The 20,497-nt window shown below is 39.1% G+C and carries 17 protein-coding genes; 9 read left to right on the top strand and 8 right to left on the bottom strand.

Translation table 11 applies throughout. From position 1 onward, the window contains the following. Positions 1-61 precede the first annotated feature (61 nt). Positions 62-1,993 carry an asparagine synthase (glutamine-hydrolyzing) gene (gene asnB, locus SFU91_12965; GenBank protein MDX2129937.1) on the top strand — a complete coding sequence of 644 codons (1,932 nt, stop codon included), beginning with the start codon at positions 62-64 and terminating at the stop codon, positions 1,991-1,993. A gap of 60 nt (positions 1,994-2,053) precedes the next feature. Continuing rightward, positions 2,054-3,088, top strand: coding sequence for an aspartate-semialdehyde dehydrogenase (locus SFU91_12960; GenBank protein MDX2129936.1), 1,035 nt, complete (start codon positions 2,054-2,056; stop codon positions 3,086-3,088). Here the strand turns inward: SFU91_12960 and SFU91_12955 are convergent. From SFU91_12955 to SFU91_12930, 6 genes are all read right to left on the bottom strand, one after another. Continuing rightward, a complete protein-coding gene (locus SFU91_12955; GenBank protein ID MDX2129935.1) occupies positions 3,085-3,756 on the bottom strand; it encodes a MarC family protein in 672 nt (223 codons plus the stop codon). The two genes, SFU91_12960 and SFU91_12955, sit on opposite strands and share 4 nt — an antisense overlap. Continuing rightward, on the bottom strand, positions 3,747-4,553 hold the full coding sequence (locus SFU91_12950) for an alpha/beta hydrolase (protein ID MDX2129934.1): 807 nt from the start codon (positions 4,551-4,553) through the stop codon (positions 3,747-3,749). Before SFU91_12950 ends, SFU91_12955 begins: the two co-directional genes overlap by 10 nt. 14 nt (positions 4,554-4,567) lie before the next feature. Beyond that, positions 4,568-4,954 carry a YtxH domain-containing protein gene (locus SFU91_12945; protein MDX2129933.1) on the bottom strand — a complete coding sequence of 129 codons (387 nt, stop codon included), beginning with the start codon at positions 4,952-4,954 and terminating at the stop codon, positions 4,568-4,570. 2 nt (positions 4,955-4,956) lie between these two features. Continuing rightward, positions 4,957-5,268, bottom strand: coding sequence for a heavy metal-associated domain-containing protein (locus SFU91_12940; protein MDX2129932.1), 312 nt, complete (start codon positions 5,266-5,268; stop codon positions 4,957-4,959). A 112-nt stretch (positions 5,269-5,380) separates the two neighbouring features. Beyond that, the gene (locus tag SFU91_12935; GenBank protein ID MDX2129931.1) at positions 5,381-6,970 is read right to left on the bottom strand and encodes a RagB/SusD family nutrient uptake outer membrane protein; all 1,590 of its coding nucleotides are present in this window, start codon (positions 6,968-6,970) and stop codon (positions 5,381-5,383) included. 68 nt (positions 6,971-7,038) lie between these two features. Further along, the gene (locus SFU91_12930) at positions 7,039-10,233 is read right to left on the bottom strand and encodes a SusC/RagA family TonB-linked outer membrane protein (protein ID MDX2129930.1); all 3,195 of its coding nucleotides are present in this window, start codon (positions 10,231-10,233) and stop codon (positions 7,039-7,041) included. Between the two features lie 325 nt (positions 10,234-10,558). On the opposite strand from SFU91_12930, the gene SFU91_12925 reads away from it, so the two are divergent. Both SFU91_12925 and SFU91_12920 read left to right on the top strand, forming a co-directional pair. Further along, positions 10,559-12,304: a methylmalonyl-CoA mutase family protein gene (locus tag SFU91_12925; GenBank protein MDX2129929.1), complete on the top strand. Its 1,746-nt coding sequence runs from the start codon at positions 10,559-10,561 to the stop codon at positions 12,302-12,304. Then, positions 12,301-13,461 carry a glycoside hydrolase family 3 N-terminal domain-containing protein gene (locus SFU91_12920; GenBank protein MDX2129928.1) on the top strand — a complete coding sequence of 387 codons (1,161 nt, stop codon included), beginning with the start codon at positions 12,301-12,303 and terminating at the stop codon, positions 13,459-13,461. Before SFU91_12925 ends, SFU91_12920 begins: the two co-directional genes overlap by 4 nt. Before the next feature lie 25 nt (positions 13,462-13,486). Here the strand turns inward: SFU91_12920 and SFU91_12915 are convergent, their stop codons facing one another. After that, positions 13,487-14,989, bottom strand: coding sequence for an NAD(P)/FAD-dependent oxidoreductase (locus SFU91_12915; GenBank protein MDX2129927.1), 1,503 nt, complete (start codon positions 14,987-14,989; stop codon positions 13,487-13,489). A gap of 60 nt (positions 14,990-15,049) precedes the next feature. On the opposite strand from SFU91_12915, the gene SFU91_12910 reads away from it, so the two are divergent. After that, entirely contained in the window at positions 15,050-15,877 is an 828-nt protein-coding gene (locus SFU91_12910) for a PhzF family phenazine biosynthesis protein (protein MDX2129926.1), read from the top strand. 61 nt (positions 15,878-15,938) lie between these two features. Here the strand turns inward: SFU91_12910 and SFU91_12905 are convergent, their stop codons facing one another. Beyond that, positions 15,939-16,307 (bottom strand): iron-sulfur cluster assembly accessory protein, encoded by a 369-nt coding sequence (locus tag SFU91_12905; GenBank protein MDX2129925.1) that lies wholly within the window; start codon positions 16,305-16,307, stop codon positions 15,939-15,941. 166 nt (positions 16,308-16,473) lie between these two features. Here SFU91_12905 and SFU91_12900 point away from each other — a divergent pair, with 166 nt between their 5' ends. The 4 genes from SFU91_12900 (at position 16,474) to SFU91_12885 (ending at position 20,482) form a co-directional block, all read left to right on the top strand. After that, positions 16,474-17,130, top strand: coding sequence for a DedA family protein (locus SFU91_12900; protein ID MDX2129924.1), 657 nt, complete (start codon positions 16,474-16,476; stop codon positions 17,128-17,130). A 69-nt stretch (positions 17,131-17,199) separates the two neighbouring features. Continuing rightward, entirely contained in the window at positions 17,200-17,940 is a 741-nt protein-coding gene (locus tag SFU91_12895; protein MDX2129923.1) for an electron transfer flavoprotein subunit beta/FixA family protein, read from the top strand. Between the two features lie 66 nt (positions 17,941-18,006). Further along, positions 18,007-19,770: an ABC transporter ATP-binding protein gene (locus SFU91_12890; GenBank protein MDX2129922.1), complete on the top strand. Its 1,764-nt coding sequence runs from the start codon at positions 18,007-18,009 to the stop codon at positions 19,768-19,770. Positions 19,771-19,792: 22 nt separating this feature from the next. Next, on the top strand, positions 19,793-20,482 hold the full coding sequence (locus SFU91_12885) for a DUF1573 domain-containing protein (GenBank protein MDX2129921.1): 690 nt from the start codon (positions 19,793-19,795) through the stop codon (positions 20,480-20,482). Positions 20,483-20,497 lie beyond the last annotated feature (15 nt).

Genomic DNA, 20,497 nt, shown 5'->3' with positions numbered 1-20,497 from the left:
GATTCACTAAATATAATTCCTTCTTTGGGCATTTTTTGTCTTATTCAATTAAACAAATGTTATGTGTGGGATTGTTGGTATCTATAATTTCAGTGGACCTGAGCGTAACCTGTCGGAATCAGTTCTTGAATCAATGCGTGATTCAATGATTCACCGTGGGCCGGATGATTCCGGTATTTTTGTTTCTCCAAACCGTAAGTTAGGATTTGGTTTCCGCAGACTTTCAATCGTTGATCTTTCACCCGCGGGTCATCAACCAATGACGACAACTGACAATCGATTTACCATTGTATTTAATGGAGAGGTTTATAATCATCTTTCGATTCGAAAAGATTTAGAAAAAAGAGGATACCGCTTTCGCTCTACCTCTGATACTGAAACTATTCTTTATGCATTTCAAGAATTTGGCCTTGGCTGTATTTCGAAATTTTATGGGATGTTTGCGATTGCTGTTTGGGATAATTTCACTGAAGAACTTTTCCTTATTCGTGATAGAGTTGGCATAAAACCCCTTTACTATTCTTTCTTCAACGGATGTTTTGTTTTTTCTTCTGAGATCAAAGCGATACTTAAACATCCCTCATTTCATGTAAATCTTAATCATCAAGCGATTTCTGATTACCTCACTTTCCTTTCATCTCCTCCAGAAAAGACTTTATTTGAAGGAATTTCAAAACTTCCTGCCGGTCATTTTGCAGTGCTTTCAAAATCGGGAGAATACAAACTTCAACGCTATTGGAGTCTTCATCATCAAAGCGAATCCTATGATAAGAGCCAATTTAGAAGTGAACCATTTTGTGTTGATGAATTGCGTAGGCTTCTTAGAGATTCGGTTAAACTTCGCATGATGTCGGATGTTCCGTTTGGGGTTTTTCTTTCAGGGGGAATTGATTCATCCTTAAATGTTGCCCTTATGTCAGAATTGATGGCAAGACCTGTCGATACTTTTTCAGTGGGCTTCAAAGACTTTGAAAAGTACAATGAACTTCATTATGCCCGTCTGGTATCCAAACAATTTTCAACCAACCATCATGAAATATTAATTGATGAATCGGATGCAGTAGGTTTTATTGATCAAATGCTTTCTTATCAAGATGAACCTAATGCTGATCCCGTCAATATTCCTCTTTATTTTGTCAGTAAACTTGCCAGAGAATCAGGAACGATTGTCGTTCAAGTTGGCGAGGGCTCAGATGAAGAATTTTCTGGTTACTCTCATTTTCACCGTGAGTGGCTTTTCTATCATTATTATCATCAATTGGTACCAACGGGTTTTCGTGAATTATTTTACTCTTTGTCCTCTCAATTCTCTCATAGTTCCCTCATATCAGATTATGCGCGCCGTTCCCTTCAATTACAATTCCCCTTTTATGGTGGCGCTTTTGCTTTTACCGATATTCAAAAAGATCAGTTATTTATGCCTTCATATAAAAGAATGATTTATTCAGCTTCGCGCTATTCAAGTGAATATTTTTCAACCCTTTCTTCGGATGTTGGCTACTATTCAAAAATGATGTTTACAGAGTTTCAAAATCGTTTGCCTGAACTTCTTTTGATGCGTGTTGATAAGATGTCTATGGCATGTTCCATCGAAGCCCGTGTACCTTTTTTAGATCATCGAATTGCTGAATTTGCCTTTCAAATTCCTGATTCATTAAAAGTACGGGACGGTGAAACCAAGTATATTTTAAAAAAAGCCGCTGAGGGTATTATTCCTAATGAAATTATTTATCGTAAGAAGCAAGGATTTGCAGCGCCGGTTTCAGATTGGATGAGAAATGGTAAACTTAATCGCATTGTAAAGGAAACTATGTTTCGTTCTAAACTACTTTCAAATAATGTAGGGTCATTAGGGTTGCAAGACAATCACGCTTTTTTTTCAACTTCTTATGTCAAATCCCTTTTCCATCAACATGAGTCAGGAAAGGTAAATTTCCATTACCAATTATGGTCACTTTTCCTATTAGCACTTTGGTATGAAAAACATTTTTAATTCCTTTGTTTTTTGGTTTTTATATTTGATACTTTTTCAATATTTGATTTTCAATTTTTTATGAAGTATTCAGTTGCGATTTTAGGGGCGACAGGTTTAGTTGGACGAACAATGGTCTCTGTTTTGGAATCAACAAATTTTCCAGTTTCTCGCATAGTTCCATTAGCCTCAGAAAATTCTCTTGGTAAATCAGTTCCTTTTAATGGTAATGAGTTTCCAATTCAACTCCCGTCCGAAGAAGTCTTTAATCAAGTTGATATCGCCTTGTTTTCAGCCGGTGCGACACTCAGTAAGGTTTGGGCACCAATTGCTTCAAAGCAAGGGGCTATTGTTATTGATAACTCATCAGCCTTTCGAATGGATTCCTCTGTTCCCTTGGTTGTCCCAGAGGTAAATCCATTATCAATTTTTGATTCACAAGGTAATCCCCATTCAATTATTTCAAATCCGAATTGCTCGACCATTCAAATGGTGGTGCCATTAAAACCATTACACGATCGATATAAAATTAAGCGAATTATTGTATCAACTTATCAATCTGTGACCGGAAAAGGTAAGATGGGGCTTGAAGCTTTAGAATCTGAAGTTCGAGGTGAAAAGCAAGAAAAGTTTACTCATTTTCATCCTATTGCTTTTAATGTTGTCCCTCAAATTGATGACTTCACAGAAAATGCCTATACGAAAGAAGAGATGAAAATGGTCAATGAGACTAGGAAGATTATGGGAGATAATACAATTATGATTTCTCCCACAACTGTCCGTGTTCCGGTTTATGGTGGACACTCAGAGTCCGTTAACCTAGAATTTGAACATGATTTTGATTTAGAAGAAGTTTTTTCAATTCTGCGAAATGCACCCGGAGTCACTGTGGTTGACAATCCCAACCTAAAAATTTACCCAATGCCTTTAGAAGTATATGGTAAGGATGGCGTATTTGTTGGGCGCATTCGTAGGGATTTATCTCATCCAAAAGGCTTAAATCTTTGGATTGTGTCAGATAATTTACGAAAGGGTGCAGCAACAAATGCCATTCAGATTGCGGAGAAACTTATTGGTAAGCTAATTCCAAAAAGTCAAGTACCTATGCCAGTTTAAAAGGATTTGATGACATCTGAAATTCCAACCCGAATCATCATCACTGCGATTGCCGCCAAAAATAAAGCCGCTACTTTGGCTACGGCTTTCGCTCCATTTGGACCTATGAGCCGTTGTGCATAACCTGAAAAGTAAAACAGAAGAAATACAATCAGCAGATTAAGCACAAGCGCAATTAAAGTGAGTTGAAACCCGTAAGTATCTCGTAAAATTAAAAGCGTTGTTAGAGACGCAGGGCCGATAACGAGTGGAATCCCTAATGGCACGATACCGATTTTGCTTGGGTCTGCAGGTTGCTTCGATTCATCCGCGCCCGGCGAAATTAAATCCATAATTGCGAGCAGCAGTAGAATTATCCCTCCCGCGATTCTGAAATCAGAAATTGAGATACCCAATAAATCAAATAACCCCTTCCCTGCAACCATAATAATTAATGATAGTGCAAAAGCAGTCAGCACGGCTTGCGTTGTCAATCTTCTTTTCGTTTTCTCTTGAAAACTTGAAGTGAGTCCGATAAATAGCGGTAATGTTCCAATTACATCAATCGCAACAAAGAGCGGGATAAAACAAAGTAAAAAATTATCGAAAGTGATTTCACTGTTAATCGATGCAGAAGTTGCGATAAATAGGAAAGAGAGTATTAAGGTTATAAAGAGTGTTAATCCCACATTGAGTTCATGAATGGTTCAATAAATTTTTCAACGCTTCTATGAAAGTGTTCCGGTTGTTCTAATACACTTAGATGTCCACTTTTTTGTATCTCAATAAATTCTTTTTTGGTGGTTTCAGGGATTCCCTCGTAAATTTTTTTCACCACCTCCGGTGACATCAGTTCATCTTCATTTCCTGCTATCACAAGTGTAGGTTGTTTAATTCCTTTCATTAATTCAGTTGAATCGTTTCTATTCTTCAATGCCTTAATTTGTTCGATTAAACTCGTTTTACGATTCGTTTTTATGAGTGATCCTAAGTCTATACTCAGTTCGGGGTTGTTTGTTTTTGTTGTATGACCTAAAAGTTTTGGAAGATTTTGTTCAATGCAAACTTGATTCCCTCTTTCCTCAATCTGCTTTATGAGTGAATCCCGTTGTTTTTTTCCTTCTTCAGTGTCTGACTCACCTTTCGTATTACACAATACCAATCCTGCTATGCTTTCGCTTTCACTTCGGAGAATTTCGAAAGCGACATAACCGCCCATTGACACACCTATCGGAATTACTTTTTGGTATCCTATGTATCTTGCTAATTCGATAAGCTCACTTGCATATTGTGTGAAGTTCCAGTTCTTCTTTTCTTCGCTTCCATTGGTTCCGTAAACAGTTGGTGCAAGAATTGGCCAGTCTTTATTCCCAAAAAGAATTAATGTTGGAAGCCACATTTCTGCATTTAATGGAAATGCATGAAGTAATAGTACCAGCGGTTTGTTTTGATTTCCTTCAAGATTCCGTGAGAGGTATGAAATCATATTTTATTTACTTTTTAACTCTTAAAACCATTTGGTTTTGAGGCAATTAACCCACTTGCGTCTTTGGCTTCCTTTAATAATGTATTAGCTTCAGCAATGAGTTTTGCGGCCTTAACTTTTGCTTCATTGACAATGTCATCGGCCGTTTTTTTTGCATCGTTCTCATGAATGCTTTCTGTAAAGATAGATTCACTGGTATCTTGATTTTGAAAATTTGCTAAAGTTTCGGCACTTAATTCAAGTCCATTTTCAATAAGCTCGTTGATTTTTTCTTTCAGTTTAGCACGGGTTTCACTTCCTTTATCTGGTGCAAAGAGAATTCCTGCAACAGCGCCTGCCGCGGCGCCGAGTATGGTTCCCCAAAACAGCCCTTTATAGTACTGGTCTTTTTGATCACTCATAATCACAAAGAAGATTTGATAATTGGTGTACCTTCAACTTTATAGTGCAAACCTTCAATTTCTTTTGTAACAGTTTCAAGGTTTGTATTGCTTGAAAGTTCAATTGTTACTTTTCCTTCTGGTTGAGTTGCTTTTACGCTTTTCACTCCGTCAAGAGAAGCAACTTTTGTTTCAATGGCTTTTTCACAGCTATTACAAACCATTCCGCTAACTTTTACCTCTATTGTTTCAATTTTTTCTTCTTTGCATCCTACAACAATTAGGGTTATAAAAATTGCAAGCGAGGTTACCGTTTTTAAAACAAAATTATTCATATACTTTTTGTTCTATCTTTTGTTTTATCAATACTCTTTAAATATAAAACGAAAAGGCTACATTTCTGTAGCCTTTTCAAATGAGTTAAGAATTAACTCTTTTTAACATTTTTTATAGAGGTCTGGCAACAATGTTTTGTTCGCTCGGTCGTATCCACGCTTTGGTAGTATCGGTAGCTGTTCCCGTAGCTTGTTCAGCCGTTGGTGTTTGACCACCGAATGTGTAATTAGGTACTTGCATGATATTGAGCTGTGTAACAGGCACTGGAAAGTGAAGAATTGTTCCTTTTTGTAACAATTCAAATCTTCTCATATCCATAAAGTGAAGACCATAATCTGAGAACATTAACTCAAGATCGCGTTCACGATGGATTTGTTGAATTACTTCTTCCCGAGTTGCTGTTCCGGGAATATCAGCAACATTTCCCTCTGTTTTTCTACGACCAGATGGATCATTCAAAATTGCGATTGCACCGGACACATTCCCCGTCATTGCTAAAGCTTCTGCTCTAAGAAGTCGATTGGTTTCTGCGTAAAGAAAAATTGAGGGGAATGGTGTACCATCATTATCAGCAGCAAATAGGTCTTCAAATCTTCCAAATCGATAATGACTTCTTAATTGGGGTCCTCTTGTTGGGTTAAATGATCCAAAACTGCTTTCGAATCTGAAATATGTGGCTAAACGTGCATCAGCCGAACCATTGGCGGGTGGTAATGAATTAGTTTGAGGAATCGTGTTAGGGAATCTCTTTGGATAATTGGGATCAATCCAACGAATAACACGGTGATCTACTCTCCAATACCAGTCTAAACCGGCAAGAATTTGGAAATTGTTACCCCAATTTATATAATCAATTGTAATTGTAAAATCTTCACCTGTGTTTAAGCCTTTGTTTACCCAATTTAAGATTTGTGCCCAGTTTTGAGCATCATTTTCACTTCTATTTCTAGAATTTTGCACCTGCATATTCGCACGATATGTATTGATTAACCTGCTAAATCGAGCTGCATTGTACGGTCCACCAGTGGTTGGAATAAAAGAAGCGGGAAGCGTAAAGCCGCCAGAAACATTGCAAACTGAATCTGCCAAGTCAAAGCTTCTTTGAGCAAAGGTCATAACTTGGGAATAAGACGCAAAGGGTAATGAAGGATTTGATACATCTGTATTTAAATCCACAATAACCGCTTTGTCAAATACATTTGCTAAATATCCAAATGCCATTGCTCTCACAAAATACGCAGTTGCAAGTAATGCTCTTGTATCCGCGGCCGTTGATAAAGAACGTTGCTGAACTGCAATGGCTCTAATGACATCGTTTGAAGCTGATATTGCTGCATACCAACGCGAATAAGGCCCACTAAATACTGCCAATGATCCATTCGCAACCGTATTATTGAATTGAGGTCTTGGTTCAGCCTTAAACTGTGACCACCAAGTATTGACATTGTTCGTCATCGTAACATAGTCTGCGGTCCACTCCAAGTTTACATTCGAGGAAAAACCGCTAGGACCTGTTGCGTGAGGTGTAAACAATGCAATCAACGCGCCCTGTTGAACGCCCAATAAATCATTTGTGGTGGCTAAAACTCTTTCGACATCTGGATTGTTTGGATTTTCGACATTGAGATCTGCGCACCCCGAGCCTACTACGAGAGTAACCGCAATCACTAAGATTGATAGATACCTTCTAAGTGTAAACATGTTTGTTAAATATTAAGTTAAGTAAAACTTATAAATCGGGGCGACTGAATCGCCCCGAAACTTTTTGGTTAAAATCGGATTTGAACCCCACCGGTTAATGAACGGAATAGCGGATAGACAAATTGATCGACCCGATAAGTCGTTGAGTTATTTGCTAAAGCAACTTCCGGTGAATAACCACTATAGTTGGTTATTACAAAAAGGTTTCTACCGATGACCGAGAGACGAATGTCGCTAAAGAAATCAAGACCAACAGTTTTCAAATCTTCGTTACTTAAAGTATATGAAATGTTTAATTCACGAAGCCACGCAAAAGTTCCGGACTCAACGAAATGTTTCGTTGAATTATTACCATTGTAAAGGCTTTGATAATAGTTGTCGGTCTTTTTCTCACTTTGCGCCTTACCCGATTGATCTAAATCACCGTGTCTGTTGTTGAAATAGAGCAATTGGCGAGTTGCGTTATAAATATCTCCGCCAATTTGGAAATCTACCAATGCATACACCGAAAGTCCTTTCCATTGAAAAGTCGTGTTGAAACCTAATAGGAAATCTGGATTACCATTCCCGATTTCTGCAACTAATGGTTGATTGGTTTGAGTATCCAACAAAAGGTAAGTATGCTCGGCTGTAGAACCTGTAACTCCCTTACGAACAACATAACCATCAGCATTGACTTCAAAATCTTCCGGTTTTAGAGTTAATGGGTCAACACCAGCGAGAACACCTCTAAGGTTATTTACAAAACCGAGTGAGTTCGTGGTAAGTTGCGAAAGTGATGTTGCATGTATGTTTCCAAACATGACACCCAATTCTTCACCTTCTGCAATTCTGAACATATCACCGGCAATACCACCGCCGCCGCCGCCGCCAAAGAGACCGTCAGTTGAAAAAGGTGCGCGGCCTGTACGGATAACTCTATTTCTGGAACGACTGGCCGTTAAATTAAAATTAAGGGACATATCGTCGTTCTTAAATACTTGCCCTCCTAATTGAAATTCAAAAGTATTATTTGATAACTCCCCTACATTTTGGAATTGAGCACCGAACCCTGCATAAGCTGGAAGTGGTACTTGAATAATGGCATCATTAACCGTTGATGTAGCATAGTTAAACTCAAATGAAAAATCATTAAAGAAAATTACATTGGTTCCTACTTCTAACTCACGGACCGTAGAGGGGCGCAGTAAATTATTTCCAAGATTTAATTTTGACGGAGCACCACCTGTAACATTCCAAGTTTCATACTGAGCTGCAAAAGGCGGTCTTTGACCGGTTGTTCCTAAAGATGCACGGAGCTTCCATTCTTGAATATCCGGAATTTCAAGATCTTGAGTTACTCTCCAAGCTGCATTCACTTGGTAGAAGATTTGTGAACGTTGGTCGGGTCCAAAAAGAGACACTGCATCTCTTCGGACTGTTCCGCCCAAAATGTACTTTTCTTTGTAGTCCGTTTGTAGATTGAAGAAAAAATTCTCGGCGGTAATCTTTTCTGAAGTACTAGTCGATGAAAGCGTTTCTCTATCCAAATTTTGTAACACAAATAAGTCTTCCACTGAGAATGAAGAACCTGATGTAAACCCGAATTGGCTTGAATAGTTTTCAAGCTGATATCGGTAAGTACCTCTCACCGTAAAATCGTCAAACGTACGGTTTGCAAAAATTGAAAAAGTACCAATTAATCCGTCATTATTACCGTCGCCCTGCGTCATATTGCCACCGGTTACATTCATTGCGCCATCGAAAGAGCCTTTCTTCGTCGCGGTGAGAAAATTATAACTCGTTCTGTCATAAGAGAATTGACCTTCAGCGCGGAGCCAATCGGTAAACTGATAGGTAACAGCCGCATTACCCAAGAGACGTTGTTGACCCAATTGAATGATTGAACGGCTCAATCCATAAAGAGGATTGGTCGCATTGTTCGTAGGATTTGGAGCACCTTGTCTTCCGGGAGCAATTGCGTTTGCATTGCCGATAGCATTGTAATACGGAGTGCCATCAGGGTTTGGTTGATAAAGATTGAAGTCAGGCTCCAAAAGCAGAATTCCGTAAAATGGACCACCTTGCTGCCGTTGCCCAATTGGACTTCCACCTGCAAATGCGCTGCTGGAGGGACCTGATGATGATGAATACAATAACGAAGAAGAAATCTTAAAATCTCCGGTTCTGTGGTCAATGTTTAAACGACCATTGTAACGATTAAAGGACGGAGATAAAGGTAAGATACCGGGTTGAGTAAGTTGATCTAATGAGAAAAGAAAGTTTGTATTCTTTTGGGATGAAGCTACTGAACCATAATTACTAATAAATGTAAAAGGTTGAAGCAATTCGCGTTGCTGATCAACAACGGTTCCCGGAAAAGGATTATCATAGAATGCATCTGCATCAAATTGACGCTGAATATTTGCAGTTGTTAGGTTCCCATCAATAAAATTTCCGTTTGCATCTATAGAATTTCTGTGGGTTGTAAGTAAAGGGAAAGTATTTTGCAAATCGGTTCGTCCTGCTTCACCACGGTAGGTATAATCGGTTTTACCCGGAGTTTCTGAACCTCTTTTTGTAATTAGTTGAACAACGCCATTTGCCGCTTGAGAACCATACAATGAAGCGGCTGCTGCACCTTTCAGCACTTCAATCGAGGCGACATCGTTCATATTGATATCGGCTAGTGATGTACCGGGTGGCGTAATAATTCCATCCACAACAATAAGCGGATTTGAAGTACCTTGGATATTGGTTACAGCACGAAGGCGAATTTCAGGAGCTACACCCGGAACACCCGTGGGCTGTACAATTTGAACACCGGCAATTTTACCGCGAAGTGCAGTACCAGCATCAAGAGCGGGCACTTCTTTCAAGGTTTCTTCATTTACCTTGCCAACGGCAAAACCGAGCAACTTCGTGGAAGTTCCTTCCGCCACCCCTGTTACAACAATTTCATCCATTTGGCGAGCATCAACTTCAAGCTTGATGAACCCTAAGTCTGTTTTGTCTTTAACATTGACTTCGGTTGTGCGATAGCCGATTGATTTGATAACAATAACATCACGGTCAGCAGGGACATTAATTGAAAAGTCCCCTTTGGCCTTAGTAACCGTACCTATACTGGTACCTTTAACGACAACTTGAACGCCGGGAAGCGGAGAATCATCATCCGCTGCTTTGACGACACCCGTCACGGTGCGCGACTGTGCGAAGGCAATATTTGCAGAAGCCATAACTGCAAACACCAACACAAGTAACCTCATTCTCAATGAATTCATACTTTTAAAGGATTGTTGTTTGTAAACGTTGAATTGTTGAAATTATTACAAGAAACATGTCAACGAATCATGCGTAAAATCACTATTCCTTCTATCAAACATTTGATGATAAAAAGGTTCCATTTTATTCTCTCAATCGAATTTGAGATAAATAGAGTGGAATACAGCTAATGATTAGCGCTGTTTTGTTGTTGAATGAAGTATATGATACCAATAAAATTTTTTAAAAGCAAGCGTTTCTTTTCTAATTCCAAAAAAAATCCTTCCTCATTTGATTATCCTTCAATTAACTTTAGGGTATATTTTAACATTTATAGGAGTTCATATGTCACATTCCACCTTGAATGAATACCCGTTTTTTCCTCAAATCAACAAAAATGACTTTTACGATTTAGTTGCTAAAGAATTGAAACGAGCCTCTGGAAATGATGCCCTCAAAACCCTTTTATGGGAAACAGAACAGTCCATTTCCTTTGAACCTTACTTTAATTCGAGCAATAAACTTTCACCTGAATTTCAAACTCTCCTTAAGGCAACTTCTTTTCCAAGTCAATGGAATTCAGTTCTGATTATTGATTTATTGCGAACGACAGATGAACATCTTTCACACATTGTATCGACTGCAAAAGACTTGGGATGTTCAGAAATCATTCTTAAGCATTTCTCAGACCAAAGACCTAATGTTAGCAAGACCCTAAACCCAAATTTTCTTTATGGCAATGAATTAAAGGTAAGTCATCTCTTTTCACCAATTCAGTTGCAAGGTTTTTCACTAGAACCATCTCCGATCTTCAATATTAAGACTCATCACTTTTATCCTTTCATCACCCTTGAAAGTGATGTCAAATCTTGCTTTGAACTTCAAAACGCTCATGTAATCAATCCTTGGATTTCTTCAATGGAACTGGTTAAAATGGGTGCTTCTGTGAGTGATGAACTTGCTTCGATTTTATTTTTGTGTAAAGAAGTTTTCACTCACCTGATCGAAAATCCATTGCGTTCGACTATCCAAAACTTTTCCCCTCGATTTGAAGTGTTCGCATCCGGCAGTTTGTATCTTGATATTCTTAAACTTCGCGCGCTTCGGATTCTTTTGACTTTACTCAACCAATCGATTCAATCTCAAAGTCAAGAAAAACCAAATACTTTTCATATTCATTTTTCGATTCCGGAGCATTTGGTTTCAATTTTCGATGCTCATAATAATGTGCTTAGATCCACGGTTGCATGTTTTGCCGGAATTCTCGGCGGTGCCGATACCATTTTTCTTCCTTCATACGACACAAAACTCTCCAATAAAACTGAATCTTCATTGAGATTATCTCTTCTTATTCATCAGCTTTTAAGGCATGAATCACTTCTCGGTCTTGTTAATGATGCCGCAAGAGGCTCTTACTTTTTCGATACAGCGACAGAACAGTTCGCAGAAGTAACTTGGAAAAAGTTTTTACTGATTGAAGCAGAAGGTGGTCTTTCAAGAAGTCTTTTGGAAGGATCGTTTGGCAATGATCTACGAGAATACGCTAAAAAGAGAAATGTACAGTTTCAACAAAGAAAACGTGCACTTGTTGGGATTTCAAAGTATGCCGACTCACATGAAGATCCAACACCCCGTGAAGATTTAATGAAATCAAACAAAGAAGATTTCAATCCCTCATTCGAATTTGAATCTATTCGCCTAAAGATAATTGATGCAGCAAAGCAGCGCTCCTCGCCGGTAAAAGTTGCGTTACTGCTTTATGGTGATTTTGCGAAAAGATCTGCACGTGCCGATTTCGCTACTGATGTATTCGCTTCCGGAGGAATAAGAACGGAAAGAATAAGTGAAGACGAGTCTCTCCCCAAATTTGAAAGCTATGACGGCATTGTCTTTTGCAGTAATGATGAGTCTTATCTTCAAATGGTTGAAAAATTTATCACATTGATTCCAGAGTCGGTTCCAGTCATAATAGCCGGAAAACAAGCTAATGCGCAGGAGCTTGTCTCAAAAGGAATCTCTGACTTTATTTATTTTGGGATGAATGTTCCGGAGTTCCTTCACAAGTTCGCTGAAAAATATATTCTAAAATGACCTTCTTGCTTCGATCCTATAAAGTCTTTGTGACTTTTCTATTGATTGGATTTCATTTTTCTTCAATCACCTTTTCACAAGCAAAACCTGAAAAAAGAATTTCGAAAATTGATAGTCTTGATTTCAAGATTGGACAAATGCTTTGCGTAGGATTTCGAGGGATGTATGTTGACTCGGCAAAAGAGGTTATTCGAGACATTCAAACCTATCATTTAGGTTCAGTGATTCTCTTCGATTATGATGTTGAACGAAAAATTTCTTATCGAAATATTTCATCTCCCTCACAAGTGAAAGCGTTGCTCAGGGGACTTGATTCAATCACCTTTTTGAACACTTCACTTCGATTGCTGAAAGGCATTGATCAAGAAGGGGGGAAGGTGAATCGTTTGAAAATGAAATACGGGTTCCCCTTTTTTCCCAGTGCGGCTTCGCTTGGTAATCTTTCCAACAGAGATTCGACGAAACATTACGCTGCATTAACAGCCAAATCCCTTATGGAATCAGGGTTCAATCTCAATTTTGCGCCTGTTCTCGACCTTAATCAAAATCCTGATAATCCGGTAATCGGAAAAATTGAACGCAGTTTTTCAGGCAACCCCGATACCGTTATTCTCAACGCTTCCATCTTTATTGACGAGGCCGCGCAGCGAGGGATTCATAGCGTTGTGAAACATTTTCCGGGTCACGGAAGCTCAAGAAATGATTCTCACCTTGGTGTTACAGATGTCTCAGAAACTTGGAGTGACATAGAATTAATTCCCTTTGCAAAGCTTATCGAAAAGAATGGTTCAATTTCAGTTATGACCGCGCATTTATTCAATCGAAATTGGGATACACTTTATCCGGCAACTCTTTCTCAAAGCGTAGTTTCAGGTATCCTTCGAAAGAAAATGAATTTTAAGGAAGTGATTTTTTCTGATGACCTTCAAATGAAAGCGGTAACAGATCAATTTGGATTTGAACAAACTTTATATTTAGCTATCGAAGCTGGCGTTGATATTCTGGTTTTTGGGAATAATTTAGTATATGATTCCAATCTAGTTCCAAAAGCTCATGCAGCGATAAAAAATATGGTGACCTCTGGAAAGGTATCAAAAAAGCGAATTGATGAATCTTTCCAACGAATCGCACGCTTAAAACGAACCTTAAAACATTAATTCGTAAAAAATTTTCTTCATCGTTTCACGATTCGTCCGCTTTGATTCTCTCTACGGCATTTATTCCTGAAAGCGCAACACCAGCTATTCCTTGACCGGGATAAACGGTATCGCCAACAAAATAGAGTCCTTCAATCAACCCTTTAGAACCAGTAAGTTCAAAGACAGAACGCGATAGTGTATTCGGAACACCACCGACTCGCCCAAACTTTCGATGTGTCCAATCTTGCCAAGTTTTTGGTGTTGAGGAATTTTTAAACACAATTGATTCACGCGAAAAGCCTATGCCTCGAGTTTCTAAATCGCTCAAAATGAATTCTTCAACAGCCGCTTTTGACTCTTTGTATTGCATTTCTTCTTTGAACCACTCATTTGTTTTGGTGTGGGTTGAAATTGCCATTACCCGCATCGACTCAGGGTGTCTTTCAAAATCATCCGGCATTGAGAGTGAAAGGAAATATGAATCTGAATTGGTAAAAGGGATTTTACTCTCGAGATGGAATTGATGATGAAGGGTTAGGTTTTTATGAAGTGTATCATTTATAGCAATCCCCATTGTGAAAGCACCCCATCCAAAAGGAATGCGTTCAACATTATGTTTGAGCTTTGGTTTCAATGCATCTTCAAGCATTTCATAAGTATTCCATAATGTGGCATTTGAAATCACTTTTTTGGCGGTAAGAAAGCCTTTGCTTAAAGAAAGGATAAATCTGCTGTTTCGTCTCTGAATTCCATTAACTTTTTGGCGAGTGATTATTTTTCCTCCATTTTGAATAATGCTCTCGCGTAGGGTTTCTGCAATTCGAATCATTCCGCCGTAGGCGTAAAAGTTTTCTGTATTCGTATAGGTGAGACAAGGAGCTGCATAAAGAAACGGGACTTGATCGGTTTTCGCTTGCGCTGTAATCATCAACTGCTCATCGCAAAATCTCACAAATGAATCAGAAACATGTAATCCAAACGAAGTCATCACCGAAAGTGTTGATTCAAAGAGGAATCGCAGTTTTGGGAAATCTGTGATTTTGTTGTTTTGAGCAAGCCTCAATAGGTCGCTAATTGATAGTGGTGGAAACAATACGTTTGTTTTTGAAACTCTCCAAACCAAATCATTGAGTGAAAAGGCAAGGTTCCAAAATTCATCGTGCTTGTTTTTGAGTTCAGGACACGAAGAAAAAAACTTTTGAAAACACTCTGTTATCCAAGCATTTTTATCCTTGACCCGGGTTACCTGAAATTGTTTGAAGTGAATGGTCATTGAGGGATTGAGTTCAACAACCGGAAACTTAATTTCAAGTTTTTCTTCGAGGGTTCTTAAAGGCTGATTTTCGGCGAGACCAACGATTGTGGTTGCACCTGATTCAAATTTAAATTTATTTCCATCGGGTCTTTTAATGTGATATGAAGAGGCACAGCCGCCGATTGCCGATTCCGCTTCGATGAGAAGTACATCTTTACCTTCCTTCGCAAGCAAGGCCGCCGCGCTAAGACCGCCAATTCCTGAACCAATAACTACATATTCGTGATGCATTTTTGAATTTCCTTTTGCATTTTGAGTTCTAACTCAATGTCAATTCTAATTGTTTAATTCATGTCAACTTATCCGATTTACATTGCAGATGCTTTTGCATCGTCGCGTTTCAAAGGAAATCCTGCTGCGGTATGTCTCTTGGAAGAATTTCCTGAAGATCAAGTCTTAAAAAATATTGCTATGGAAATGAACCTTTCAGAAACGGCTTTTCTTGTGCCTCTGAATGGAGGGATGTATCATTTGAGGTGGTTTACTCCAGAAGTTGAGATTGATTTATGTGGCCACGCGACTTTAGCCTCAGCTCATATTTTGTGGGAAGTTGGAAAATTAAACACAAATCAAAAGGCTTCATTTCAAACCCGAAGCGGGGCGCTTTTTGCATCACAAAACAAAAATGAATTCGAAACATCAATCAGTTTGGATTTCCCTGCTATAGAAACTTCAGAGGCTGAGATACCAGAAATGCTTCCAAAAGCTTTGGGCTTGAAAGCTTCAAAGGCGCATCGAGCAAAATTCGATTACCTTATTGAAGTTGAAAGTGAGGAAATTCTTTTATCACTTAGCCCCGATTTCAATGCGCTTCGAGCGTTACCGGTTCGTGGCATTATTGTTACCACGCTTAGCTCTGAAAAAAATGGTTATGATTTTCTTTCGCGTTTTTTTGCACCTGCAAGCGGGGTTAATGAAGATCCGGTTACAGGCTCGGCACATTGCGCCTTAGCAACTTATTGGAACAAGCGATTAGGAAAAACTAAATTCAACGCCTTCCAAGCCTCGAAGCGCGGGGGAGAAATTCAAGTTGAATTAATGGCGCATCGGGTAAATTTGAGTGGAAAAGCATTTACAACTTTGAAGGGCGAAATCATCATCGATTCAAATCAATCATAAATAGAAGAAGGGCGTTTAAGACGCCCCTCCATATACTTTTGCTTGGTTTCGAGAAAAAACGTTACGCAGAGAATGAACTGCCACAACCACAAGTTTTTTTTGCATTTGGATTTTTGAATTCAAATCCTCTTCCTTGCAAACCGTCAACAAAGTCAACTTCTGTTCCCATTAAATAAATTGCATGACGCTTATCAAGAAGCACTTCAAGCCCACCAATGGACAAAACTTCATCGTTTTCGCGTTGCTGGTCAAAGCCCAATTGATAGCTCATTCCTGAACATCCTCCACCAGTAACACCAACCCGAAGTCGCATCGATTCGGGAACTTTATTTGACTCTAAAATCCGCTTCACTTCGCGAATAGCTCCTTCAGTGAGGCTAAGAAACCCCGGTTTGGTTTCAACCGCTGCTTGATCCAAAAGTGCACTCATATTTGATTCCTATTTGAATTAAAAAAATTTTTTTAAGATAACCATCTTAACGCGTAAACACAATCATAAAATTCACTTCGATTTTTTTTAGAACAATTGACATTCCATTCTTCGATTCAACTCATATTCGTATCTTCGCGCGTCATTTTTCAACATGAATTCATTTATGGAATTTATCCGCAGTTTTATTGATATCGTTTTACATCTTGATAAGCACCTGTTTGGTCTTTCTCAAGACTACGGCATCTGGCTTTATGCCATTCTCTTTGCAATCATTTTTTGTGAAACTGGTCTTGTCGTTACACCATTGCTTCCCGGAGATTCTTTGCTTTTTGCTGTTGGGGCACTTGCTGTATCAGGTGCTTTGGATATTACATTGGTCATTATTCTACTCAGTATTGCAGCCATCTTAGGAGATACAGTCAATTACTTTATTGGGCATCAATTTGGCGATTATCTCATCAATCATCCTTCAAAATTTATTAAGAAGGAATACCTTGATAAAACTCATTCCTTTTATGAGGAGTATGGCGGGAAGACCATCATTCTTGCGAGGTTTGTTCCCATCGTAAGAACTTTTGCGCCATTTGTCGGAGGTTTGGGAGCAATGACATACTCTAAATTTATCATTTACAATATTGTTGGCGGGCTTGTTTGGATTATTTCTTTGACACTTGCCGGATACTTTTTTGGTACAATTCCAGTAGTGAAGAAGAATTTTTCTTTGGTAGTTTTTGGGATTATTGGCGTTTCGCTTTTGCCAATGGTTTATGAGATTATCAAGGCTCGCTATATTTCAAATTCCAAGGGATCAAACGCCTGAGTACATTTCAACCTTTTCCTAAAGGTTAGTAAAAGGTTATCGAACATCACCAATTAATTTAGAAGAGATATGAAAATTGCAGTTTGCATTAATCAAGTACCCGATACCGCCTCACGAATTACCATCTCGCCCGACGGCAAAGGAATTGAAAAACAAGGGATTAATTTTGTTATCAACCCTTATGATGAATACGCTTTAGAAGAAGGACTTAAGCTGAAGGAGAAGTTTGGTGGTACAGTAACCGTTTTTTCGATCGGTGATGATTCGTTTCAAACTAATCTCAGAAAAGCATTTGCACTTGGGGCGGATCATGCCGTGTTGATTAAATCTGAGGCAAATGATGCATCTTCCATAGCACACGTTCTTTCGGAATCGATTCAAAAACACTTTGGCGGAAATCCAGACACAGTTCTTTTGGGAAAGGAATCAACGGATCATAACGACGCGCAAGTTGGACCAATGTTAGCCGAACTTTTGAATCTCCCTGCTGTCACAGTGGTCGTCAAGATTGAAACCGATGGAACTTCGGCAAAAATCTGGCGTGAAATCGAAGGCGGTTCTGAAGTTGTAGAGCTTACTTTCCCTTTTCTAGTTACCGCACAAAAGGGCCTCAACATTCCGCGAGTCGCGAATATGAAAGGAATTATGATGGCAAAGAACAAACCTATTGAATCACTTTCACTTGGCTCTCATCCTGCAAAATCCGCATCGATTCAGCTTGAAAAGCCAGCGCAAAAATCTGCGGGAAAATTATTTTCAACATCCGCTGAACTTGTTCAAGCGCTTAGAAACGAAGCAAAAGTGATTTAACACTTTGGAATGTACAAGGCTTCGTGATTGTTTTATATTATGTTTTCAATTTAAACTCGGAGCCTTGTGAAAGAACTTCAATCCTTAAACCCATACATCAAGCGTTATTGGAAGGAACTGCTTTTGGGTGTTTTTTTCCTTATTGGCACAAATTTTTTTCTTGTGCTTTCCCCTAAGTTTGTCGCAGAGTCGGTTGACGCGTTGGGTCGTCCAAATTTCGCCTTACCGGATATTTATTCAACCATTCTCTTTGGCGTTCTTTCTTCTGCCGCTGCAGGATTTTTTCTTTTTCTCGTTCGACAAACGATTATTGTTGTTTCTAGAAAAATAGAGTTTGATCTTAAAAACGACTTTTATGCACACCTTCAAACCCTCGATTTTTTATACTTCAAAGCCAATAGCACCGGCGATTTAATGTCAAGAGCAACAAACGATTTGAATGCTGTTCGTAACTATTTGGGGCCCGGAATCATGTATTCTACTAATACGCTCTTTCGTTTGATTTTTGCGCTAACGGCAATGTTTACCATCTCACCTTCGCTCACGCTTTTTGTTATGCTACCTGCACCGCTGATAAGCTTTATCGTTTATTTTTTGGGAAAGAAAATTCATGATCGAAGTCAGGAATTGCAAGAAAAGTACTCTGCCATTACTTCAAAGGTTCAAGAAAATTTATCGGGCGCGAGAATCGTTAAAGCATACACTCGTGAAGACGCAGAGATTCAATCGTTTCTTTCTCTTAATACTGAGTACTACCATAAAAATTTAACTCTCGCGAAATTGCAAGCGCTCTTCTTCCCATCAATCACGGCTTTGATTGGGTTTTCGATTATGCTTGTGATTTTTGTTGGTGGTAACCAAGTTATCGAAGGTGTAATTTCACTTGGAACGATTGTCCAATTTTTGATTTATGTCCTGACGCTTTCTTGGCCATTGATTTCGATAGGCTGGGTGACCAATATCATTCAACGAGCAGCGGCTTCTCAAAAACGCTTAAATGAAATTTTGCTACTCAAGCCAAGCATTCGCGATACTGTTCATACGGATGTAAGTCTCAAGGAGATCCACGGTGCGATTGAATTCCGATCTGTTTCTTATTCCTATCCCTCTAATCCTTCAAAAAAGGTTCTCGACTCCATCTCATTTAAGATTGAGAAAGGTGCTCGTGCTGCGATTGTTGGTGCAACGGGTGTCGGAAAATCTACTTTTGTTCATCTCATTCCTCGTCTTATTGAGCCAATCTCCGGGGAGATATTGATAGACGGCCGCCGAATCCAAGATTTTCCGATTTCCGTGCTTAGAAACAACATTGGATTTGTTCCTCAAGATTACTTTCTCTTTTCAGATACTGTTCAAAATAATATTGCATTTGGCGTGTCGCCAGATTCTCCTTACTCTGACTTCGCCTTTGTAAAAAAAGCGGCGGAAGAAGCATCGCTCTATGACGATGTGAAAGACTTTCCCGACCAATTCTCGACGATGTTGGGTGAGCGAGGAATTACGCTCTCAGGTGGGCAGAAACAGAGAACGGCCATCGCGCGAGCACTGTTACGTCATCCAAAAATACTCATACTTGATGATTCGCTTTCGGCAGTCGATACCAAAACAGAGGATACCATTTTAAGTCATCTCTTTAGCGACCGTGAATCAACCATTCTCCTTATCAGTCATAGAATTTCAACCGTAAAAAACTGTGACGTTATCTTTGTTTTACATGATTCAAAAATCGTCGAATCAGGCTCTCATGATACATTGCTTAATGCTAATGGTTACTACTCTGAACTCTACCGTAAGCAACAACTTGAGGAAGAAATTTCATCACTTGATTAACCAACTTGTTTCAATACAGATTTTGAAACTATCGAAATTGATTTCGCTTTTCGTCGCGTTTTCTTGTTTCAAAGGCGTTTCAATCGTCGCACAACCTATTTTAGAAGTTTCTCCAAAGGAAGTTGATTTAGGAACAATCTACCTTGGTAAAGCCGCATCACTATCTTTTGAGATTCGAAACGTCGGCAATGAAACGCTTAAGATTCTCAAATTAACTCCCTCTTGCGGCTGTACTGCAGCAGAATTACCAAAAGACAGCCTCAGACCTGCTGAGTCTCAACAAGTGTCACTCTCTTTTGACCCAACGGGTTTTTTAGGTGAAGTCAAGAAGACGGTAGGAATTTACGCGAACTCACGAGAGAAGTACTCTCAATTTTCTTTTTATGCAAAGGTTTCAACCGACCTTGACTATATCGGAGGGGGAATGTCAGCTTGGGCTGGAAGAATTAAGAAGGGCGAAAATAAAACGATTAAAATTGAAATGGCGAATCGAGCCGGGTATCCGATAAAAGTGAAATCCATTCAATCGAATTCACCCGAATTGAAATTCACTCTTCCAAAGTCCGCGAATGTTTTAGCGTCAGAATCTTTTGTATTTGAGGTTAAAATTCAAGGTACGGGTGAAGAATTTTCTCAAGCCTTGCTTACCATAGAAACAGACAACCCCCGTCAACCGCTTGTTCCACTTCGCTTGACATTTATCGGCGAATAAAAAAAGCCTGAAAAA

This window comes from Chloroherpetonaceae bacterium (assembly GCA_033763895.1).
Classification (GTDB): Bacteria; Bacteroidota; Chlorobiia; order Chlorobiales; family Thermochlorobacteraceae; genus JANRJQ01.
Note: the sequence above shows the minus strand (reverse complement) of the source record. Positions and strands in the feature narration are given on the sequence as shown.

Coding starts and splice junctions, on each gene's coding strand:
- asnB (MDX2129937.1), top strand. CDS start 62: ATGTGTGGGATTGTTGGTATCTATAATTTCAGTGGACCTGAGCGTAAC.
- SFU91_12960 (MDX2129936.1), top strand. CDS start 2,054: ATGAAGTATTCAGTTGCGATTTTAGGGGCGACAGGTTTAGTTGGACGA.
- SFU91_12950 (MDX2129934.1), bottom strand. CDS start 4,553: ATGATTTCATACCTCTCACGGAATCTTGAAGGAAATCAAAACAAACCG.
- SFU91_12945 (MDX2129933.1), bottom strand. CDS start 4,954: ATGAGTGATCAAAAAGACCAGTACTATAAAGGGCTGTTTTGGGGAACC.
- SFU91_12940 (MDX2129932.1), bottom strand. CDS start 5,268: ATGAATAATTTTGTTTTAAAAACGGTAACCTCGCTTGCAATTTTTATA.
- SFU91_12935 (MDX2129931.1), bottom strand. CDS start 6,970: ATGTTTACACTTAGAAGGTATCTATCAATCTTAGTGATTGCGGTTACT.
- SFU91_12930 (MDX2129930.1), bottom strand. CDS start 10,233: ATGAATTCATTGAGAATGAGGTTACTTGTGTTGGTGTTTGCAGTTATG.
- SFU91_12925 (MDX2129929.1), top strand. CDS start 10,559: ATGTCACATTCCACCTTGAATGAATACCCGTTTTTTCCTCAAATCAAC.
- SFU91_12920 (MDX2129928.1), top strand. CDS start 12,301: ATGACCTTCTTGCTTCGATCCTATAAAGTCTTTGTGACTTTTCTATTG.
- SFU91_12915 (MDX2129927.1), bottom strand. CDS start 14,989: ATGCATCACGAATATGTAGTTATTGGTTCAGGAATTGGCGGTCTTAGC.
- SFU91_12910 (MDX2129926.1), top strand. CDS start 15,050: ATGTCAACTTATCCGATTTACATTGCAGATGCTTTTGCATCGTCGCGT.
- SFU91_12905 (MDX2129925.1), bottom strand. CDS start 16,307: ATGAGTGCACTTTTGGATCAAGCAGCGGTTGAAACCAAACCGGGGTTT.
- SFU91_12900 (MDX2129924.1), top strand. CDS start 16,474: ATGGAATTTATCCGCAGTTTTATTGATATCGTTTTACATCTTGATAAG.
- SFU91_12895 (MDX2129923.1), top strand. CDS start 17,200: ATGAAAATTGCAGTTTGCATTAATCAAGTACCCGATACCGCCTCACGA.